18 protein-coding genes are annotated in these 20,971 nt (G+C 69.3%); 6 read left to right on the forward strand and 12 right to left on the reverse strand.

The window, feature by feature from the left end:
- Complete coding sequence (locus ACIA58_RS24195; protein ID WP_396406016.1) at positions 1-786, reverse strand: ArsR/SmtB family transcription factor; 786 nt, start codon at positions 784-786, stop codon at positions 1-3.
- Between the two features lie 102 nt (positions 787-888).
- Here ACIA58_RS24195 and ACIA58_RS24200 point away from each other — a divergent pair, with 102 nt between their 5' ends.
- The 3 genes from ACIA58_RS24200 to ACIA58_RS24210 are packed head-to-tail and all read left to right on the forward strand — an operon-like array spanning position 889 to position 3,183.
- Positions 889-1,680: a GNAT family N-acetyltransferase gene (locus ACIA58_RS24200; RefSeq protein WP_396406017.1), complete on the forward strand. Its 792-nt coding sequence runs from the start codon at positions 889-891 to the stop codon at positions 1,678-1,680.
- A gap of 12 nt (positions 1,681-1,692) precedes the next feature.
- A complete protein-coding gene (locus tag ACIA58_RS24205) occupies positions 1,693-2,433 on the forward strand; it encodes an SDR family oxidoreductase (RefSeq protein ID WP_396406018.1) in 741 nt (246 codons plus the stop codon).
- 3 nt (positions 2,434-2,436) lie between these two features.
- Positions 2,437-3,183 carry a MerR family transcriptional regulator gene (locus tag ACIA58_RS24210; RefSeq protein WP_396406019.1) on the forward strand — a complete coding sequence of 249 codons (747 nt, stop codon included), beginning with the start codon at positions 2,437-2,439 and terminating at the stop codon, positions 3,181-3,183.
- Here ACIA58_RS24210 and ACIA58_RS24215 read toward each other — a convergent pair.
- Positions 3,134-4,690: an adenylate/guanylate cyclase domain-containing protein gene (locus ACIA58_RS24215; protein WP_396406020.1), complete on the reverse strand. Its 1,557-nt coding sequence runs from the start codon at positions 4,688-4,690 to the stop codon at positions 3,134-3,136. The genes ACIA58_RS24210 and ACIA58_RS24215 overlap by 50 nt on opposite strands.
- A gap of 153 nt (positions 4,691-4,843) precedes the next feature.
- On the opposite strand from ACIA58_RS24215, the gene ACIA58_RS24220 reads away from it, so the two are divergent.
- Together ACIA58_RS24220 and ACIA58_RS24225 are read left to right on the forward strand one after the other, a co-directional pair.
- Positions 4,844-6,613 carry a M1 family metallopeptidase gene (locus ACIA58_RS24220; RefSeq protein WP_396406021.1) on the forward strand — a complete coding sequence of 590 codons (1,770 nt, stop codon included), beginning with the start codon at positions 4,844-4,846 and terminating at the stop codon, positions 6,611-6,613.
- Positions 6,614-6,664: 51 nt separating this feature from the next.
- On the forward strand, positions 6,665-7,186 hold the full coding sequence (locus ACIA58_RS24225; protein ID WP_396406022.1) for a TrmH family RNA methyltransferase: 522 nt from the start codon (positions 6,665-6,667) through the stop codon (positions 7,184-7,186).
- Here ACIA58_RS24225 and ACIA58_RS24230 read toward each other — a convergent pair.
- Positions 7,081-8,040, reverse strand: a complete 960-nt coding sequence (locus tag ACIA58_RS24230) for a GNAT family N-acetyltransferase (protein ID WP_396406023.1) — start codon at positions 8,038-8,040, stop codon at positions 7,081-7,083. The genes ACIA58_RS24225 and ACIA58_RS24230 overlap by 106 nt on opposite strands.
- Positions 8,041-8,194: 154 nt before the next feature.
- Between ACIA58_RS24230 and ACIA58_RS24235 the strand changes: the two genes are divergently transcribed.
- Positions 8,195-8,887: a GntR family transcriptional regulator gene (locus tag ACIA58_RS24235; protein WP_396406024.1), complete on the forward strand. Its 693-nt coding sequence runs from the start codon at positions 8,195-8,197 to the stop codon at positions 8,885-8,887.
- On the opposite strand, the gene ACIA58_RS24240 is transcribed toward ACIA58_RS24235, so the two are convergent.
- The 9 genes from ACIA58_RS24240 to ACIA58_RS24280 form a co-directional block, all read right to left on the reverse strand.
- Positions 8,869-10,638 (reverse strand): gamma-glutamyltransferase family protein, encoded by a 1,770-nt coding sequence (locus ACIA58_RS24240; RefSeq protein ID WP_396406025.1) that lies wholly within the window; start codon positions 10,636-10,638, stop codon positions 8,869-8,871. The two genes, ACIA58_RS24235 and ACIA58_RS24240, sit on opposite strands and share 19 nt — an antisense overlap.
- The gene (locus ACIA58_RS24245; protein ID WP_396406026.1) at positions 10,635-11,648 is read right to left on the reverse strand and encodes an ABC transporter ATP-binding protein; all 1,014 of its coding nucleotides are present in this window, start codon (positions 11,646-11,648) and stop codon (positions 10,635-10,637) included. The genes ACIA58_RS24240 and ACIA58_RS24245 overlap by 4 nt, the downstream gene beginning before the upstream one ends.
- Positions 11,648-12,625 (reverse strand): ABC transporter ATP-binding protein, encoded by a 978-nt coding sequence (locus ACIA58_RS24250; protein WP_396406027.1) that lies wholly within the window; start codon positions 12,623-12,625, stop codon positions 11,648-11,650. Before ACIA58_RS24250 ends, ACIA58_RS24245 begins: the two co-directional genes overlap by 1 nt.
- Positions 12,622-13,494, reverse strand: a complete 873-nt coding sequence (locus tag ACIA58_RS24255; RefSeq protein WP_396406028.1) for an ABC transporter permease — start codon at positions 13,492-13,494, stop codon at positions 12,622-12,624. The genes ACIA58_RS24250 and ACIA58_RS24255 overlap by 4 nt, the downstream gene beginning before the upstream one ends.
- Positions 13,494-14,447 (reverse strand): ABC transporter permease, encoded by a 954-nt coding sequence (locus tag ACIA58_RS24260; RefSeq protein WP_396406029.1) that lies wholly within the window; start codon positions 14,445-14,447, stop codon positions 13,494-13,496. Before ACIA58_RS24260 ends, ACIA58_RS24255 begins: the two co-directional genes overlap by 1 nt.
- Positions 14,444-16,141 carry an ABC transporter substrate-binding protein gene (locus tag ACIA58_RS24265; RefSeq protein ID WP_396406030.1) on the reverse strand — a complete coding sequence of 566 codons (1,698 nt, stop codon included), beginning with the start codon at positions 16,139-16,141 and terminating at the stop codon, positions 14,444-14,446. Before ACIA58_RS24265 ends, ACIA58_RS24260 begins: the two co-directional genes overlap by 4 nt.
- 181 nt (positions 16,142-16,322) lie before the next feature.
- Entirely contained in the window at positions 16,323-16,823 is a 501-nt protein-coding gene (locus ACIA58_RS24270) for a GNAT family N-acetyltransferase (protein WP_396406031.1), read from the reverse strand.
- Positions 16,824-16,973: 150 nt separating this feature from the next.
- Positions 16,974-18,128: an SWIM zinc finger family protein gene (locus ACIA58_RS24275; protein ID WP_396406032.1), complete on the reverse strand. Its 1,155-nt coding sequence runs from the start codon at positions 18,126-18,128 to the stop codon at positions 16,974-16,976.
- Positions 18,125-20,767, reverse strand: coding sequence for a DEAD/DEAH box helicase (locus ACIA58_RS24280; RefSeq protein WP_396406510.1), 2,643 nt, complete (start codon positions 20,765-20,767; stop codon positions 18,125-18,127). Before ACIA58_RS24280 ends, ACIA58_RS24275 begins: the two co-directional genes overlap by 4 nt.
- Positions 20,768-20,971: the final 204 nt, after the last annotated feature.

Below are 20,971 nucleotides of genomic sequence, written 5' to 3' on the forward strand. Positions count from 1 at the left end.
CTAGTGCACAGTGGACAGTTCCAGGAAGGATTTCAGGTCGGACAACAGCGCCGGCCAGCCGTCTTGGATCATGGTCCGCAGCGCGCTGTCAGGCCCGAAGCCGGAGTGGATGACGGTCAGCTTCACCTTGTCATCCACCGGCTCCAGCTCGAACGTCGCGGTCGACAGCGGCTCGCGGCTGGTCTGCTCGTACACGTCGTCCGACAGCTCGACCGCCTTCGCGAACTCCGGCGTGATGTGGTGCCAGGTATAGGACAGCCGCGTGTACGGCGTGTGCTCGAGCACCACCTGCCCCGGACCTGCCATCGACACGTCGCCCATGTGCCAGACGATCTCCGAGCCGGGCTTCCAATCGGTCTCGTGGTGCAGGTTCCAGTACTGCTCGGTGAACTCCCGCTCGGTCAGCGCCTGCCAGAGCCGCTCCGGCGTGGTCTTGATGTAAGTCGTGTAGACGAAGTCGTTGTCGCTCATGGTGGGTTCGGCCTCCAAAGCCGTCTTGAGATCGGCGAACAGCTGCGCCCGCCGACGGTCGTACTGGTTGATCCAGCGGTCGGCGATCGCGTTGATCGGCTCGGCGTTGAGGTAGTGGAGCTTCTCGCGCCCCCGCCGAACGGTGGTGACGAGGTTGGCGGTCTCCAGGATCGTCAGGTGCTTGCTCACCGACTGCCGGGCCATCTCCAGCCCGGCGCAGAGCTCGCGCAGCGTCTGACCGTTGCGGGCATTCAGCATGTCCAGCAGCTGACGCCGGCTCGGGTCGGCCAGGGCGCGGAACACCTCGTCGTCCATCACGTCTCCGATCATGCAGCCCGTTGGCTGCCTTTCCAAGATAGGCAGCCAATTGGCTGCATGTCAAGGGAACTCGATTGACGCTTCCGCGACGATGGAGGGGTGGACATCACGAGCCTGGGCTATCGCACCGACCTGTTGCTGCTGGAGCTGAGCGGGAGCACGTTCCGCGACACCGGTGAGTACGTCGTCGTGCGAACGCCGGCCAACCCCGGCTTCTGGTGGGGCAACTTCCTGCTCTACCGCACGCCGTTCGCGCCGGACGACGCCAAGATCCGCCTGGACGACTTCCGCCGCGAGTTCCCGGAAGCCAAACACGTTGCCATCGGCATCGACAGCGTGGACGGCGAGATCGGGGCCGAGGACGAGGTGACCGCCGCCGGGCTGGAGATCGACCGGAGCGTCGTGATGACGGCCGATCGGGTCGTCCCGCCGCAGCGGCCGAACGGCGAGGCGACGTACCGCTTCCTGGCCGGGGACGATGACTGGGAGCAGCTCTACCACCAGAGCCTCGCCACCGCGGACATGGAGGTCGACGCCGCGTACGAGGACTTCACGCGGCGCAAGCTGGTGGCCAAGCGCGAGCTGGTCGAGGCCGGCCACGGGAAATGGTTCGGCGCGTTCGACGGCGCCCGGCTGCAGAGTTCGCTCGGGCTGATGTTCGACGGCAAGGGCCTTGCGCGTTTCCAGAATGTGCAGACGTCTCCGGAGGATCGCGGTCGCGGTCTGGCGAGCACGCTGGTCCACCACGCGTCGACGTACGGGCTGACCGAGGGTGGCGCGCGGACACTGGTCATGGTCGCGGATCCGGACTACCTCGCGATCCGGATCTATCGCTCGGTCGGATTCAACGACTCGGAGACCCAGCTTCAGTTCACGCTGCCGCCCGCGTGACAAAGTAGGTCTATGACTGGATCTGGGGTTGTACTCGTCACCGGTGGGAGTCGTGGGATCGGTGCGGCCGCGTCCATCGCCCTCGCGGCGGACGGTTGGGATGTCGGCGTCAACTATCGGACCCAGGCCGACGAGGCCGCCCGCGTGGTCAAGGCGTGCGAGGAGCTCGGCCGGCGAGCGATCGCCGTACAGGCTGACGTCGTCGAGGCGGATCAGGTCGAGCGCCTCTTCGACACCGTGACCGCCGAGCTCGGCCCGATCGGCGCCGTGATCAACAACGCCGGCGTCGTGTCGCCCGGCGGCCGTGTGGCGGAGTACGACCTGGACCGCCTCGACCGGGTGTTCCGGATCAACTCGATCAGTGCGTTCCTCGTCGCCGGCGCCGCGGTCCGTCGGATGTCCACGGTGTACGGCGGGAGCGGCGGCGTCATCGTCAATGTGTCGTCGCGCGCGGCCGTACTCGGATCGGCGGGCGAGTACGTCGACTACGCCGCGAGCAAGGCAGCCGTCGACGCTCTGACGACAGGCCTGGCCAACGAGGTCGCGAAGGAAGGCGTCCGGGTCCTCGGGGTACGCCCCGGGCTGATCGAGACCGACATCCACGAGGCAGGCCGGCTGGATCGCCTCGGTGCGACGCCGCCGGTGGGCCGCCCCGGGAAGGCGGAGGAGGTCGCGGAGGTCATCGCGTTCCTGGCCTCGGGCCGCTCGTCGTACATGACCGGTACGACGGTCGACGTCTCCGGCGGCCGCTGAGACATGGGTCTTCGGCCGGTCGACCTGGCGCGCCGGGCGGGGGTGTCGACCCAGCTCGTCCGCAACTACGAGGCCGCCGGGATCCTGCCAGCGGCGCCGCGGTCCGACACGGGGTATCGGCAGTACGGTCCGGAGCACGTGTCGGCGCTGCTGACGTACCGCGCACTCGCGCCGGGCTTCGGCGCGGAGACAGCCACCGAGATCATGCGCGCTGTCCATGACGGCGACGAAGCGCTCGCGTACCGGCTGGTCGATGCAGCCCACGCCGCCCTGCACGAACAACGGCTGGCGACGGACGCCGCGAGTGAGGCCCTGGCTGCGTTGGCCGCTGAGCAGGTCGACGAGTTCACCGGCCCGTCATTGCTGGTGGGGGAGTTGGCGCACCGCCTCGGCATCCGTACGTCGGCGCTACGGGTCTGGGAGGCCGCTGGACTGCTCGCGCCGACGCGTGAGCCGGGGACGAAGTACCGGCGCTACGGCCCCGAGCAGGTTCGCGACGCCCGGATCATCCACATGCTCAGGCAAGGCCGGTACTACTTCGAGCAGATCAAGCCGGTCCTCGACGGTCTGCGGAGGACAGGCAGCACCGACGCGCTGCGTACTGCGATCGCCGAGCGCCGGGCTGCGCACGACCGCCAGACCAAGGCGATGCTGTACGGCGCCGCGCTGCTGCACCAACTGATCGCGGAGACGCAGCCGCTCACTCCGGCACAGCAAGACGGGTCGGCAGCGACCGTCCCCGCACGGTGACCAAGTCGCTCTGCAGCCAGTGCTCGGACTCGGCCGGGGCGGCCTCCTCGACCGCTGCCATCGAGGCGACCAGCCTCCGAGGGGCAGACTTGGCGAGCTCGCTCAGCCGCGCCGCCTCGTTCACCGGATCGCCGATCACGGTGTACTCGTGCCGCCGTACGTCGCCGACCGTGCCCGCCACCACGATCCCGGCCGTGACGCCGATGCCGGCGATCGCCTCCGGCAACTCCTCGTCGAGCCTCCGGGCAAGCTCGCGCCCCGCGCTCAAGGCGCTCCCGGCCGGATCCGGCAGCTCGGCCGGCGCGCCGAAGATCGCCAGCGCGGCGTCACCGGCGAACTTGTTCACGAACCCGCCCTGCCGGTCCACCTCGTCGACCACGATCTCGAAGAACCGGTTGAGCAGCTCCACGACCTCGGTCGGCGGCCGGTCGATCGCCAGCTCGGTCGAACCCACCAGGTCGACGAACAGCACCGCGACGTACCGCTCCTCGCCGCCGAGCCGATCGCTGCTCAGCGCCTCCTGGACGACGCCAGGACCGACGTACCGGCCGAAGACGTCCCGGATCCGCTCCCGGTCCCGCAGTCCTTCGGCCATCCGGTTGAACCCGGCCTGCAACGAACCCAGCTCGGTGCCGTCGAAGACCGGGATGCTCACGTCGAGCCGGCCCTCGCCGATCAGGCTCAGCGCGTCCCGCACCGACCGGACCGGCGCCACGACCGACTTGGCCGACAGCATCGTCAGCAGCCAGCCGTTGCCCAGCGCCACGATGCCCAGGGCAAGGATCACCACCGACAGCCGCGTCGAGGTGACGTCGCCCTCGATCAGCGCGAGCACGGCGGCCAGCATCAGCCCGGCCACCGGTACGCCGGACCCGACCGCCCAGAAGAACACCGTCCGCGCTTTCAGCCCCGCCGCGAGCAGCCGTCGCGGCGGCGGTGAGTCCACCAGCGCCCGTGCGGCGACCGGCCGGAGCGCGAACTCGGTCAGCAGATACGACACCGAACAGGTCACGACCGCGCCGTCGATGACCGTGAGGGCGACACGCAGCGCGTTCTCCGGCTGCATGATCACCGTCATCACGGTGAAGACCACGGCGGCGACGAACCAGAGCAGCACCTCGATCAGCGTGAGCCGCAAGGGCAGCTGCAGCGTGGCGATCTGCTCCCGGCGGGTGGCCGGCCGCTCGAGCTCCACCCAGCGCGTCACTCGCCGCGTCAGCCGGGTGCTCCACACGCATCCGACCGCGATCGCGAGCACGAAGTACGCCGGGATGATGATCGCGTCTGCGAGCTGGAGCTGGTCGACCAGCGACGGGCCGGGAAGCACGTACACCGCGAGGGCGAACACGACCAGGGCGCCGATCAGGTTGGTGCCGATCGAGAACGTGGTCATCAGGACCTGCAGCCGGAACCGCAGCCGCTGAGTGCTCTGGTCGGCCGGTCCGAGCAGCCAGGATCCGAACGGACGCCTTTTCAGCACCAGCTCCGGACTTCCCTGGGACATCATGGTCACAGTCTGCTAGGTAGCACCCCCGTTCCCGCAACCTGTGTCAGTACCGAACCAGGGTTTTGGCACGGTGGTGCGGCTGGCCCAGATTGGCCGTCCGATCGGGCTGGGACCTGGGTACTGTTCCCCGGACGCCTCACTCGGGGAGCTTCCGTGACGCACGATCGCCACTCCTACGCCGAGCCTGCCCTGGTTCGGACCACCCATCTCGAGCTCGACCTTGCGCTCGACTTCGACGAGAAGGTGCTGGCCGGTAGCGCCACGCACACTCTCGCCTGGGCCGGTGCAACCGACGACCGACTCGTTCTGGACACCCGCGACCTCACCGTGGTCGCCGTCGAGGGGCAGACGGCCGAAGGCTGGGAGCCGCTGGAGTACAGCCTCGCGGTCCCGGACAAGGAGCTCGGCGCCGCGCTGACGATCCGGACGTCGAGGCATCCGCGGGTCAAGGTGTCCTACCGGACCGCGCCGACCGCGACCGGTCTGCAGTGGCTGGAGCCGGCCATGACGGCCGGCGGCGTCATGCCGTTCATGTTCAGCCAGTCGCAGGCGATCCACGCGCGCAGCTGGGTGCCGGTGCAGGACACCCCGAGCGTGCGGTTCAGCTACTCCGCCCATGTCACCGCGCCGCCCGAGCTGATGGTGCTGATGAGTGCCGACAACGGGACGACGTCGCGCCGGACGGGCTCGTACGACGTGGTCATGCCCGAGCCGATCCCGTCGTACCTGCTGGCGATCGCCGCGGGCGACCTGGTGTTCGAGCCGCTCGGCGAGCGGTCCGGTGTATGGGCCGAGCCGGCCACGGTGCGGCAGGCGGCGACCGAGTTCTCCGACACCGAGGAGATGATGCGGGTCACGGAGGAGCTCTTCGGCCCGTACCGCTGGGGCCGGTACGACCTGCTCGTGCTGCCGCCCTCGTTCCCGTACGGCGGCATGGAGAACCCGCGGATGACGTTCGCGACGCCGACCGTGGTGATCGGCGACAAGTCGCTGGTCAGCGTCATCGCGCACGAGCTCGCCCACAGCTGGTCGGGCAACCTCGTCACGCAGGACAGCTGGGACGACATCTGGCTCAACGAGGGCTTCACGTCGTACGTCGAGAACCGGATCGTCGAGGCCGTCTACGGCACCGAGTTCGCGCTGATGGAGACCGCGATCAAGCAGCACGCGACCGTGGTGAAGCTGGATCCGCTGACGCCGGCCGAGCTCGCGGTCGAGCTGCCGGGGCTGCACCACCGCTCGGAGTACCACGGCAAGACGTCGACCGGGCCGCTGAAGGGGTCGTGGTTCCTGTCGTGGCTGGAGGAGCGGTTCTCGCGCGAGGTGTTCGATCCGTTCCTGCGCGGGTACTTCGACCGGTTCGCGTTCCGCAGTATCAACACCGACGACTTCGTCGAGCACCTGCGCGAGCATCTGCTGTCGGAGCACCCGGATGTGGCGACGGACGACGAGCTGGCCGCCTGGTTGTACGAGCCAGGTATCCCGGCGTTCGCGGAGCGCGCGGTGTCGCCGCGGTTCCAGGTCGTGGACGAGGCGCGTGCCTTGTGGCTGAAGACGGGCGAGCTGCCGAGCGGCGCGGGGCATTGGACCACGCAGGAGTGGTTGCGGTTCCTCGACGCGGCCCCCGACGTCCTGAGCCCGTTGCTGTTGCAGCAGCTGGATCGTGCGTTCGGCCTGACCGGGACTGCGAACGGCGAGATCGCGCGGCGCTGGTACCAGATCGTCGCCGCGAGCAGCTACGAGGCGGCGTACGCCGAGATGGCCGAGTTCCTGACCAAGGTCGGCCGGATGAAGCTCGTCCTCCCCGTCTACCAGGCCCTCGCAGGCACCGACCGCGCCTTCGCCGCCGAGGTCTTCGCCAAGGCCCGCCCCGGCTACCACCCGATCACCACCGCGGCCGTCCAGCGGATCCTCGGCCAGTAGACTGGGCGGTATGAATCTCAAACCTGTCGGGAGGATCGATCCCGCTGCTCGATGAGCGGGATCCGGGTGCGGAGCCGCAAGGATCTCAAGCACCAACGCCGCCGCCGGTCCCACTCGTGCTGGGACCATCTGTTGATCGCGCCGCTCTGGCCGATGTACGACGTCAATCTCGGCACCCTGCTCCGTACGTGTGATGCCGTCGGAGCCTGTCTCGCCGTACCGAAGCTGCCGTGGGTGCCCGATGCGCTTGCCAAGGGCAACACGCTGCGAAGACGGACGTGCGTGCACTGGACCGGGCACGACCAGGTGCGCTGGCTGATCGACCAGCGGGCGAGACCGGACACCACGGTGATCGGTGTGGAGTTGGCCGACGAAGCGATCCGGCTGGGCGACCTGCCGGCGGCCCGCAATCGGACGGTCGCCGTGCTCGGACACGAGCGCACCGGGATCCCGCCGGAGGCGGTCGATCAGCTGGATCTGGTCGTCGAGATCCCGATGATCGGGACCGGTGCCAGCCTCAACGTCGCCGTCGCCGGCTCGCTCGTCCTGTATCGGCTGGCCGGGCTGCTATAGGTCGAGTTTGCGGCGGTGGGTCTGGTAGCCGGGTTCGTAGCCGAGCTGGGCGTTGGTCCGGCGCATGGCTGTGTTGGTGTCGACGGTGTCGGTGAGGAGTCCGTCCAGGTCGGGGAAGCGGTGGCGGGTCTCCTGGATCTGGGCGGCTTCATCCAGAGGGCGAGACCACGCCCGCGGTGGGCGGGGAGTACTGCGGTGCCGTAGTGCTGCCCGTCGCCCTTCCCGTCACCCGGTACGACGACCTCGGTGAAACCCACGATCTGGCCCGTCTCGTCCAGCGCGGCGACGACGGAGAGGTGGTCGCCGCGTTGGGCGATCACCTCCGCGGCGTGCCGGGTCCGCTCGACGTCCCACACATCGACACTCGTGTCGATCGTCCCCATCGGCGCATCGTTCATCCCGGTCCGCGCGTCGGTGAACGTCTGCAGCAGCTCGTCCGGTACGGCGCCTTCCCAGGAGATCAACCGGTACCCCGGCACCTCCGGTACGTCGGGCACCGCCGCGGACAGATCGAGCCGGGTATAGATCAGCGTCAGCCCGATCTCGAACTCGTGGTGCCGGAGGAACTCGTCGCCGACCGAGTCGACCTGCACGTCGCTGAGCAGCGACCGGACCTCGTGCTCGCGGGCCCCGGCGACAACGGCGGCGAGCAACTGGGACCCGATGCCGCGACGACGCTCGGCGGGATGGACGGTGAGCTCGAACTCCGCGAGATGCGAGTAGTTGCTGCGACTGTCGAGCCGCAGGAACGCGGAGCCGACCGGAGTGCCGTCGGCCTCCGCGGCGAGCCAGGCGATCCGGCGACTGAACGGGCGGTAGTCGGGATCGGTGAGGGGAATCAGTCTGATGCTCAAGCCGTCAACATAACGCGCTCCTGGGATCACGTGCCGCGCGTCGGCCGATCGGCTACCGTGGCGCGCAGGCCGGAACGGGCAGCGCCGGACAAGCCGCGGCGAACGAGCATGAACGAGCATGGACGAGTGTGGCGAGCGGGGAGAGGAGCCAGGGGTGGAGCAGCTGGACGGGGAGGCGGCGCGTGACCAGATCGTGCGCACGATCGGTGCTGATCACATCGCTCTGCGCGAACAGGTACTCGCGGAACTGCGCCGGCGGATCGTCGACGGCGACTACAGCCAGGGGGAGCGGCTGACCGAAACCCGGCTCGCGGACGACTTCGGAGTGTCGCGGAACCCGGTGCGTGAGGCGCTCCGGGTGGTCGAGGCCGAGGGGTTCGTGCACATCCTCCCGCGCCGCGGCGCAGTGGTCGCGACCCTCGACGAGACCGCGGTCCGCGATCTGTTCGCCGTACGGGAGCAGCTCGAGACGCTCGCGGCGGGCCTGGCGGCGGAGCGTGCGACCTCCGAGGGGATCGCCCAGCTGCGCGGGCTGATCGACGAGGCGAGCAAGGCCACCGCCGCCGAGGACTTCGACCGGGTCGCCGAGCTGAACAGCGCGTTCCATCGGGCCGTGATCGAGGTCAGCGAGAACCGCTGGCTGCACTCGATCTCGGCCGCCATGTACTACCACGTCCACTGGGTATTCCGGGTCGGCGCCGCCCAGCGCGCACCGCACTCGTCCGAGGAGCATGTCCGGCTGGTCGACGCCATCGAGGCTGGTGACGCGGCCGCCGCCAGCACGGCCGCCCGGTTGCACGTCGAGGCGGCCGCGAAGGCGGCGTTCGGTCAGCGACCGACGGCGTAGCCCTGCATGCCGCGTGGGTTGGCCGCCGCGGCGAGCACCCCGTCGGCTTCCTTGCGTACGGCGCAGAGCCGGCCGAGGCTCCACGCATCGGAGTCGGTGACGACGTGCCCGCGCCGCACCAGCTCGGCGCGGATGTCCTTGCCGACCCGGGTCTCCATCGTCAGCCCGCCAGGCTCGGTGGCGCGCGGGTAGAACGACGACGGGAAGCCGGTCGTGTGCCAGGCCGGGGCGTCGATCGCCGCTTGCAGATCCATCCCTGCGCCGAGATGCCGGAGCAGGAAGAGCAGCTGCCACTGGTCCTGCTGGTCTCCGCCAGGTGATCCACAGGCCATCAGCGGGTCGCCGTCGCGGAGCACAAGCGTCGGGGTGAGCGTGGTCCGCGGCCGCTTGCCCGGAGCGAGCGAGGCCGGCAGGCCATCCTCGAGCCAGAACATCTGTGCCCGGCTGCCGAGGCAGAACCCGAGCTCCGGGATCGTCGGCGACGACTGCAGCCAGCCGCCGCTCGGCGTCGCGGAGATCATGTTGCCCCACTGGTCGATCACGTCGACGTGGCACGTGTCGCCCCGGGTCTCGCCGCCGGAGGACACGGTGGGCTCGCCGGTGGTCGCGTCGCCGGCCTCGGCGCCGGTTTCGTTGCCGAGGGCAAACGCCGGCAGGGCCGGTTCGCGGCCGTCCGGACTGCCGGGCCGCAGGTCGAGCGAGGCGTCCGGCCCGATCAGCTTGGCCCGTTCGGCGGCGTACTCCGGCGAGAGCAGTGTGTCGAGCGGTACGTCGGCGCCGTCGCCGTACCAGGCCTCACGGTCCGCGTACGAAAGCTTCATCACCTCGACGGTCGTGTGCACGCCTTCGGCGCTGTCCAGGTCGACGTCGCCTAGAGCCGCGAGTACGGCGAGGGACTGCAGCAGGCCCGGACCCTGACCCCACGGACCGGTCTTCGCGACGGTGTATCCGTTCCAGTCGTAGGTCGCGGGGTCCTCCCATGTTGCCTGGAACGCGGCCAGGTCGTCGCCCGTGATCAGTCCGGCGTGGTCCTCGCCGCTGGAGTCGCGGTGGGGCAGCCGCGAGAACTTATCGATGGCCTCGGCGACGAAGCCTTCACGCCAGGACTTCCGCGCCTGCTCGATCTGCGCCTGCCGGTCCGCGCCGGCCGCCTCGCCTTCGACGACGAGCCTCTCGAGCGTCGCCGCGTACGCCTCGTTCCTGAACCGCCCGCTCACCGGTCGGCCGTCCTTGAGCCAGAGTGCTGCCGATGTCTGCCAGTGGTTCTCGAACAGCTCCTGGACGGTGCTGATCGTGTCGGCGATCCGCGGCACCAGCGGATGACCGTTGCGCGCGTACTCGATGGCCGACTCCAGTACGACGCGCAGCGGCAGCGTGCCGTGATCACGCAGCAGGAGCAGCCACGCGTCGACCGCACCGGGGACTGTCGCTGCGAGCGGACCCGAGCCGGGCACCAGCGTGAGGCCGAGCGAGCGGTAGTGCTCGATCGTGGCACCGGCCGGGGCGACTCCCTGGCCGCACAGCACCCGCGGTGCGGGGTCGTCGGCGGTCGCGATGATCGCCGGCACCTCACCACCGGGCCCGTTGAGGTGCGGCTCGACCACGTGCAGCACGAACCCGGCCGCGGCGCCCGCGTCGAACGCGTTCCCGCCGAGCTCGAGGATCCGCATGGCCGACTGCGACGCCAGCCAATGCGTGGACGAAACCATCCCGAACGTGCCGCGCAATGTTGGACGGGTGGTGAAGGTCATGGGGCCTCCTGGCCTGGACTGAGGAGCGTAGGGAGCGAAGCGACCGGAGCGTCCAGTCGTACGTCGGGTCCGGTGCCGTCGTCGTTGACGAGGTGACAGGCCACCTGGTGTCCAGCCTCTCCGATCGTGCGATGTTCCGGGACGACTGTCCGGCATTTGTCCACGGCGACGGGGCATCTGGTGTGGAACCGGCACCCGGGCGGCGGATCGATCGCCGACGGCAGGTCGTCGCCGAGCAGGACGGGCCGTCGGGCCCGTTGCTCGGCCGGATCAGGTACCGGCGCGGCCGACAGCAGTGCCTGCGTGTACGGATGGGACGGTTTGCCGAAGATACGCGCCCGTGGCCCCTGCTCGACGAGCTGACCGAGGTACATCACCGCGACCTCGTCCGCGAGGTACTCGACCGCGGACAGGTCGTGAGTGATGAACAAGCAGGCGAACCCGAGGTCACGCTGCAGATCGGCGAGCAGATTGAGTACTGCGGCCTGGACAGACACGTCCAACGCACTGGTCGGCTCGTCGGCGACCAGCAGTCGCGGCTCGGAGATCAGCGCGCGAGCAATGCTGACCCGCTGACGCTGACCGCCCGACAACTCGTGCGGCGCGCGCTGGGCGACCTCAGGGCGCAGACCGACGCGGCGCAGTGACTGTGTGACCTTGGCCGGGATGTCCTTACGTCGCATCAGCCGGAGTGGTTCACCGACGATGTCGCCGACGGTGAACCGCGGGTCCAACGATCCGGCCGGGTCCTGGAACACGATGGAGACGTCGCGGCGGTGCGGTCGCAGCTGACGGCGATTGAGGTGCGTGATGTCGGCGCCGGCGAGTTTGACCGTCCCTCCGGTCGGTTCGAGCAGCCTGACGATGCACCGGCCGACGGTCGACTTGCCAGAACCGCTCTCGCCGACCAGCGCGACGACCGAGCCCTGCGGTATCCGTAGCGTGACGCCGTCGACGGCACGGACCGGTCCGAAGTGCATGACGAGGTCTTCGACTTCCAATGCGTCCATCAGACCTCCACTGGCTCGCGGACCGGGTTCCAGCACGCCACTCCGTGCGGGCCAGGAGTCAAGAGCGGTTGGGACGACGTACAGGTGTCGACAGCTCGCGGGCAGCGGTCGGCGAACGTACAGGCGTCGGGTTGTTCGGTCAGGACCGGTACGAGGCCGGGGATCTCGTTGAGGCGCTGTGATTCCGCGTGCCGGCCGGCCGCGGGGGAGGCGCCGAGGAGTCCGGCGGTGTACGGGTGCTGTGGACGGGCGAACAGGTTGTGGACCTCGGCGGTTTCGACGACGCGCCCGGCGTACATCACCGCCACCCGGTCGGCGAGATCGGCGACGACGCCGAGGTCGTGGGTGATCAGGACGATGCTCGTACCGAGGCGCTCACGCAGACCACGCAGTACGTCGAGGATGCCGGCCTGGATCGTGACGTCGAGCGCGGTGGTCGGCTCGTCGGCGATCAGGACCTTCGGGTCGCAGGCGACGGCCATCGCGATCATCACCCGCTGGCGCATGCCGCCGGAGAGCTGGTGCGGGTAGTCGCTGACGCGGCGTTCCGCGGACGGGATGCCGACAAGCTTCAGCAACTCGATCGCGCGCGTGCGAGCGGCCTCGCGCGAGACACCGACGTGGGTGCGCAGTACCTCGATGATCTGGTGGCCGACGGTGAAGACCGGGTTCAGCGAGGTCATCGGCTCCTGGAAGATGTACGCGACCTCGCGGCCGCGGATCGAGCGGAGCGTGCGCTTGTCGGCGCCGATCAGCTCGGTGCCGTCGAGCTGGACCGAGCCATCGACCGTCGCGGTGCGGGGGAGCAGGCCGGCGATGCTCATCGCCGTCACGCTCTTGCCGCAACCGGATTCGCCGACGACCGCGAGGACTTCGCCGTCGGCGACCTCGAAGCCGACCCGGTCGACCGCCGACACCGGCCCGTCCTCGGTCCGGAAGGTGACGGACAGGTCTTTGACTGCCAGAACAGGTCTCATCGGCGGCTCGCCTTCGGATCGAGGGCGTCGCGGAGGCTGTCGCCGACGATGTTGAACGCCAGCGTCAGCAACATGATCGCGACGCCGGGCATCACCGCGGCCCAGGGCGCCCGGGACGCGAACTGCTGCGCGTCGGCGAGCATCGTGCCGAGGCTCGGCGCCGGCGGCTGGATGCCGAGGCCGAGGAACGACAGCACGGCCTCGCCGAGGATCGCGGCCGGAATGCCGACGGTGGCCTGGACGATGACCGCCGAGCCTGCGTTCGGCAGAATGTGCCGGCCGAGCACCCAGGCGTCACTGGCGCCCTCGACGATCGCGGCGGCGACGAAGTCGAGCGACTTCAGCCGCAGCGTCTCCGAGCGGACGATCCGGATCATGCCGGGGATCTGCGCGATGCCGATCGCGATCGCCGCGTTGCCGAGGCTCGCACCGCGGATCGCGGCCAGCCCGACCGCGAGGATCAGGAACGGGAACGCGAGCACCAGGTCGGTGAACCGGGAGATCAGCGCGTCGACGGTTCGGAAGTACCCCGCGATCAGACCGAGCGGTACGCCGATCACCAGCGAGAAGGCGACCGCGAGGATCCCGACGTGCAGCGACGCGCGCAGACCGAACATGATGCGGGACAGGACGTCGCGGCCCAGGTCGTCGGTGCCCAGCAGGTACCCGGCCGTCCCCGGCGGCGCGAACGCGTTGCTGAGATGGGTCTCGGTCGGGTCGTGCGGCACCAGCCAGTTCGCGAACACGGCGAGGATGACCGCGATCGCGAGTACGGCGAGCCCGGTCAGCGCGAGCGGGTTGCGGAACACGCGGCGTACCACTCGGCGGCTGTTGCTGCGCGGAGCGGCGACGGCTTCGGCGACTGCCATCACGCCTCACCCCGGACGCGGATCCGCGGGTCGATGACGGAGTACAGGAGATCGACGAGCAGGTTGATCACGATGTACGCCGTCGCGGTGACCAGGACGACGGCCTGGATCACCGGGTAGTCGCGCTGGAAGACCGCGTCGACGGTGAGCTTGCCGAAGCCGGGGAGCGCGAAGATCCGCTCGGTGACGACGGCGCCCGAGATCAGCGCGCCGAGCTGGAGGCCGACGACCGTCACGACGACGATCAGACTGTTGCGCAGGGCATGCTTCCCGATCACCGCCCGCGGCGACAGGCCCTTGGCTTCGGCCGTCCGGATGTAGTCGGCGCTCAGCGCGTCGAGCATCGAGGATCTGGTCTGGCGCATGATCACCGCGGCCAGACCGGTGCCGAGAATCACCGCCGGCAGGATCAGGTGATGCAGGTTGTCCACCGGGTCGGTGAAGAACGGGACGAAACCCGAGGCCGGAAAGAGGCCGAGGGCAACGGACAGGTACAGGATCGCCATCAGTCCGAGCCAGAAGTGCGGGACGGACAACCCGAGCAGGGCCAGCCCGTTCGCGGCCCACTCGGCCGGACGCCCGCGTCGTACCGCGGCCACGACTCCGGCGCCGACCCCGATCACACCGGCGATCAGGATCGCCAGCACGGACAACTCGATCGTCACCGGCAACGCGCTGAAGATCATCGACCGCACCGGCGCGCCCGTGCGGATCGACTCGCCAAGGTCACCGCGTGCCGCGTGACTGACGAACTGCCAGAACTGCACCAGCCACGACTGATCCAGCCCGTACTGCTGCCGGATCGCCCGCAACGACTCCGGATCGCGATCCTCACCGGCCAGGGCCAGCGCCGGATCACCCGGCAACGCCCGTACTCCGACGAACACCACGATCGTCGCGAGTACGAGCGTCACCAGGCTCTGCCACAGCCGGTTGAGGAGGTAACGCCTCACTTGGCGAACCCTGCGAACGCCGTGCGGATCACGCCGTCCGGGTACACCTGGATGCCGAGGAGCTTCTTGGAGACACCGGTCAGGTTGCGCTGGCGGTACATGTAGATGATCGGGTCGTCCTGCTGGAGCTTGGTCACCACGTCGCCGTACAGCTTGACCCGCTCGGTCTTGTCGGTGGACTGGCGGGCGTCGGTGAGCAGCTTGTCGACGTCCGGGCTGCTGTAGCCGGAGACGTTCTGGCTGCCGGTGGTGCCGACGAAGTTGAAGATGTTGGCGTCGGGGTCGACCCGTCCGGACCAGCCGAGCTGCAGCAGCTCGAAGTCACCACGGTCCTGCTGGTCCAGCAGCGCGGCGTACTCGACCGGCTTGATCACCAGGTTGAACCCACCCTCCTTCACCATCCCCTGCAACGCCTGCGCGAGCCGCAGGCTGTCCGGGTTGTTCGACGTCACCATCTCGACCTTGTACGGCGTGGTCACGCCCGCGTCGGACAGCAGCTGCTTGGCCTTGGCCGGATCGTGCGCGGGGCAGACCTGCGCCGCGTCGGAGGTGAACTCGCTCTTCGGCGAGACCGGCGAGCAGGCAACGGTGTTCAGTCCGCCGAACAGGGACTTCACCAGCGCGGCGCGGTCGATCGACAGCGCGAGCGCCTGCCGCACCCGCGGATCCTTCGCGATCGGGGTGCCGAGCGGCTTGAGCGGGTTCCCGATCCCGTTCGAGTTGCCGATGTTGATCGTCAGGCCCTGGTACCCGAGCGACTGCGACTGCAGCACGCTCACGCTGGAATCCTTCTGCAACGCCGGGGCGTCCTGCGTCGACAACGAGTCCGCGACCTGTGCGTCCCCGGACTTCAGGTTCGCCGAGCGGATGCTGGAGTCGGTGATGATGCGGTACTCGATCGCGTCGAGGTGCACCTTCGCGGCGTCGTAGTACTGCGGGTCCTTGACCACCTTGATCGAGTTCTGCGCGACCCGGCTGGCGAACTTGAACGGGCCGACGCAGACCGGCGCGTTGGAGAAGTTCGCGCCGAGCTTGGCGACCGCCGCCGGGCTGAGCACCATGCCGGCCCGGTCCGCCAGCGCCGCGGTCAGCGGGGCGAACGGCTTCGACAGCTTGATCACCACGGTCTTCGGGTCGGGCGTCTCGATCGAGGTGATCGGGCCCAGCTCGCTCTTGCGCGCCGAGCCGGCCAGGGTGAGGTGCCGGTTCAGCGAGATCTTCACAGCGTTCGAGTCGAACGCGCCGCCGTCGGCGAACTTCACGCCCTGCTTCAACGGGATCGTCAGGCTGAGGCCGTCGCCGGAGATCGTCGGCAGCGCGGTGGCGAGCTGCGGGACGATCTTGGCATCGGATCCGAGGTCGTACAGCTTCTCGCACATCGTGTGGAAGACGTACCGCGAGTACAGGCTGCGCGACAGCGTCGGGTCGAGCTTGTCCGGATCGGCGGACAGGGCAACGGTCAGCGTCCCGCCCTGCTTCACCTGCGAGGCGTCGGCGGGCTCGCCGAACACGTCCTGTCCGGCCGGCGCCTGGGTACCGCCGCTGCTGTTGTTGTCGTTCCCGGCCGGCTCGACCGGGGAACAGGCCGTCCCGACCAGGGCCAGCGCGACGACGGCGGCGCCGATCCCGGCCACGCTGCGGCGGCGGTTACTCAAGGTGAAACGGTTCAGCGACAGCGGAAGTCGACGAGTCATCGCGTGCTCCTGAGTAGGCGGTTCTGTCGACTGTTTCATGTATACAAGGCAGGTGCGCAAGTGATTCGGCGAGTTTGACTGAACCTTTTACGACCGCCCGCCGTACTCGCAGAGGAACGTTCAACGCCGACGGCCGTGAGGGTCGCCGGAGGCTGTCACACGGCCTCCGGCGACCCCGGTTTCAGACGGTGACGGGGTAGGTCAGGTCCCCGGCCGGTACGGCGTGGCCGTCCAGGGCGAGCGCCATCAGGTTCGGCCCGTCGTACTGCGGGTGATGGACACCGAACGTGGTCGCCTGCCGGAAGCCGAACCGCGGGTAGTAGTCCGCGTGACCGAGCACGACGACCGTCGCTTCGCCTCGATCACGCGCCGTGGCGAGCGCGGACCGGACGGCCGCACTGCCCGCACCTTGCTTCTGGTACGCCGGGAGCACGGCGACCGGCCCGAGCGAGAGGACCGGGTTGCCGCCGATGTGGCAGCGGGTGAGAAGTGCGTAGGCGACAGGCTCGTCGGCAGGGGTGGTCGCGACGATCAGCAGACCGGGCAGCCAGGCGACCGGGTCGGCGCGATGGGCGTCGAGGAAGTCGACCTCGAACTGCCGGCCGAACGCCTGCCGGGTGATGTCGCGGACTATCTCGAGGTCGGACGGAGTCTCGACGCGGGTGTTCCAGGTGATGGACAACGGTGGTCCCTTTCGAAGGTCAGATGGTGAGTTGAATGACCGAGTGGGCGGCCGGGCCTGCAACAGCCCGGGACGACGCGGTCATCAACTCACCTCCTCCTTCGAAGTCGCGATCACCTTAGCCGAGCGGATCTCGTCGACGCACCGGATTTACCAGTCGGCGACGAGTGGGTCCGTGGAGGGCGGACCGGCCGGGGTCCAGGTGTTGCCGATCAGCCGGTACGGGTGCCAGCGGCCGTGGCGGTCGAGCCGGAGTTGGGCCTCGGTGCCGAGTGTCAGCTGGTTGCCTGCGGTCGTGATCGGGAGGTCGGTTGCCTGGAGCTCGGTGCGGGCCCGGTTGAGGTCGGCGGGGGTGGGGGTCCAGGTGTGCTCGAGGACGTCGAGGCCTGGTGCTCCGCCGTACCGCCAGGCTTGGATGCCTAGGGCAAGGTCCTTGCCCGTTGCCTCGGTCAACGGTGTGGCGAGGTCGGGGAAGTCGGTGGCCAGCCGGACGGTGTCTTGCCACTCGTTCAGAGGTTGTGGCTCCGGGGTGCCGCTCAGGAGCGCGCGGAGAATGGCTCGGGCTCGGCGGGCGGCGTCGAGGACGAGGAGTTGGAGGACGGCCGGGCCGAAGCCGTCGGGCGGCGCGATACCTGCTACTGGCAGGTCGTCGAGGCCGATCTTTGCCGGTAGGTCCGGCGGGTCGGGGAGCTCGCCGGGTGTGGCGGCGAGGACGTCGGCGATGGAGACGCCTGTCGCGGTCGGCTCTGTTGCGGACAGTTGGAGCTCGTCGAGGAGGGTCTCGCGGGTGCGGCCGCGGAGCAGGAGCAGTACGAACGGGTCAGCGTCGAGGAGCCACGCGACCTGGTAGCAGAGGGCGGCCGCGTGTTGGCAGGGCAGCTCCCAGGCGTCGCACGTACAGCTCGGGTCGAGGTCGCCGATGCCCGGCAACAGCGTGACGCCCGCGTCGGATGCGGCCTCGACCAGGTCGTGCGGCATCTCGCCGTCCAGCAGCGCTGCGATGTGGCCGGCTCGTGCCGCGACCTGTTCGCTGAACCGGCGCCAGTCGTCGGAGCTCAACTCGTCGACGTGGACGACGGACTCGTACGTGTCCTCGGGGGAGTAGACCGTGGCCGCGATCCGGCCGGGGCTGATCGTGATCGTCCCGACCTGGCCCGAGTTCGCGGACCGGCGGCCCTTCTTGAGCTGCTCGTTGTCGAGCGACGTGTCCTCCATCGCCTGCACCCACGCGCGCGCCCACCACGACCGCCCGCGAGTGCTCCGCTGCTGCCGCGCGAACGCCGGAAACCCTTGTACGTCGTTCATCGCAGACCTCCCCGCAGCTCGACCAGGTCGGCCAGCTCGGCATCGGACAGCTCGGTCAGCGCGGCCTCGCCGCCGCTCAGCACCGCTTCGGCCAGCTCGCGTTTGGCGGCGAGCATCGCTGCGATCCGGTCCTCGATGGTGCCTTCGGCAATCAATCGGTGCACCTGGACGGGCCGGGTCTGGCCGATCCGGTACGCGCGGTCGGTCGCCTGGTCCTCGACGGCCGGATTCCACCAGCGGTCGTAGTGGACGACGTGGTCCGCGCGGGTCAGGTTGAGACCGGTGCCGGCCGCCTTCAGCGAGAGCAGGAAGACGGTCACCTCGCCGGCCTGGAACCGATCCACCATCGCCTCGCGCTGCGCGACGGGCGTGCCGCCGTGGAGTAGCTGGGTCGGTATGCCGCGTTCGTCGAGGTGGCGTTCGAGCAGGCGCGCCATGGCGACGTACTGCGTGAAGACGAGGACGGCGCCGTCCTCCGCGACGATTGTCTCCAGCAGTTCGTCGAGGAGCTCGAGCTTGCCGGAGCGGCCGGTGAGCTTGGCGCTGTCGCCTTCCTTCAGGTACTGCGCGGGGTGGTTGCAGATCTGTTTGAGGCCGGTCAGCAGCTTCACGATCAGGCCGCGGCGGGCCATCTGGTTGGCGGCTTGGACTTCGGCCATGAGCTCGCGGACCGTTGCCTCGTACAACCCGACCTGCTCGCGGGTGAGTGACACCGGTTGATCGGTCTCGGTCTTCGGGGGCAGCTCGGGCGCGATGCCTGGGTCGGACTTCTTGCGGCGGAGCAGGAACGGACGGACGAGCTTGGCGAGCCGGGCGGCGACCTCTTCGTCCTTGTCCGCCTCGATCGGCGCGGCCCATTGGTTGCGGAAGTTGCCGAGGCGGCCGAGCAGCCCGGGGGTCGTCCAGTCGAGGATCGCCCACAGCTCGGAGAGGTTGTTCTCGACCGGGGTGCCGGTGAGTGCGACTCGGGCTTGGCCTGGCACGGTGCGGAGGGCCTTCGCCGTACCGGACGTTGGGTTCTTCACGTGCTGCGCTTCGTCGGCGACGACCAGGCCCCAGCGGTGGTCGGCCAGTTTGGCGGCGTCGCGTCGGAGCGTCCCGTACGTCGTCAGGACGAAGCCGTCGTGGGCTTCGTCGAGTGAGCGTGAGGTGCCGTGGAAGCGGCGTACCGGCGTGCCGGGGGCGAAGCGGTGGACCTCGCGCTCCCAGTTGCCGAGGAGGGACGCCGGGCAGACGACGAGGGTCGGGCCGGCGGTGTCGGGGGACAGTTGGCGGTGCAGGTGGAGTGAGATCAGCGTGATGGTCTTGCCGAGGCCCATGTCGTCGGCGAGGCAGCCGCCGAGGCCGAGCGACGTCATCCTTGCGAGCCAGCGGAGACCGCGCAGCTGGTAGTCGCGCAGGGTGGCTTGAAGTCCGGCTGGTGCTTCGATGGGCTCGTCGGCTCGGTCGGGATCGGCGATGCGGGCGCGGAGGTCTTCCAGCCACTTGGTTGGGGTGACGCTGATCTGGCGGCCGTCGATCTCAGTGGTGCCGGTGAGGGCCGCGCCGAGGGCGTCGATCGCGGTGACGGGTTTGAGGATGCGTTCGCGGGCTTTACGGGCGAGCTCGGGGCCGATCAGCATCCACTGGTCGCGGAGTCTGACGACCGGGCGGGTGGCTTCGGCGAGCTGGTCGAGCTCCGCCTCGGTCAACGGGTCGTCGCCGACCGCGACCTGCCAGCTGAAGTCGAGTGTCTTGTCGCCGCCGAAGAACCCGGGGAGATTGCTCGGCGGTCCGTCGGCTGAGGTGATCGCGGCGCGGGCGGTGAGCGCTCTTCCGAGGCTGCGCGGCCAGTGCAGATCCACGCCGGCTGCTGTCAGCCGCTGAGCTGACCCAGCGAGGAGCTCGGCGACCTCTTCGTCCGCTAGCTCGAGCTGGTCGGGCACTGGGGCATCCAGCAACCTGTTGAGCGGCGCCCAGACGCGCGCGGCGCGGCGGATCGCGAGCGTCGCATCAATCCGAGCCCGCGGCCCGAACCCGGCCACATCCCCAGCCCAGACGTCATCCGCATCCCGCACCAACGTCGGGTCCTTCAGGCTGTGCAACTGCACCACAGCACTGAACGCCAGCGACTCCGCCATCTCAACCCGCAATGAGACCCGCACCCCGCTGTCCAACCCCGCTGACACCTCATCAGCCCACCCCCGCAACCGCTCCACCCGCTGAGGCGCCGCCGAGGTGAACACCTTCGTCCGATGAGCCTTCCCCGCAGCCACCGACCGAGGCATCCCATCGGCCACCGCATCAAGAAACCCCCGCACCAACTCCTCCGCCAAAGGCAACCGCCCCACACCCCCCAAGGTCGAGCCGGTCGAGGTGGTGTGGGTAGTGGAGCTGGTGGACGAGCAGGTGGGGGTGGTGGGGGTGGAGGAGGTAGGTGCGGTGGGGAGGGGGAGCGCTCGGGCGGATGGGGGCATCGCCTCGGCGAGGGTGAGGATGCGGGTGACGTCGTCGGGGTCGAGGGGGCCGACTCGCCAGGCGTCGTGGCCGGCGGGGGAGACGCCGGGGAGGAGCTTGCCGCGGGCAACCAACTGAAGCGCGACCAGCGACAACCCACCCCAGAACGCCGCCGACGGATGTGCTCCGGGAGCACGCCGCATCCGACCCAGAACCGCCACCGCCTCCGCAACCGGCAATTCGATCGCCCTGACCGGCTGCAGCCGCGCATCAACGAGCAGCTGCAACTCGACCTGCTCCCCGACGCCTAGCGGCAGCTCACCGCCCGACGGATCCCAGAAGGCGATCCGGCCGGCGCGTGGTGGATCGGCCGGCCGGAAGACCACCGCGCATCCAGCCAGCTGCTG

It is taken from the genome of Kribbella sp. NPDC051586 (genome assembly GCF_044453965.1).
GTDB lineage: Bacteria > Actinomycetota > Actinomycetes > Propionibacteriales > Kribbellaceae > Kribbella.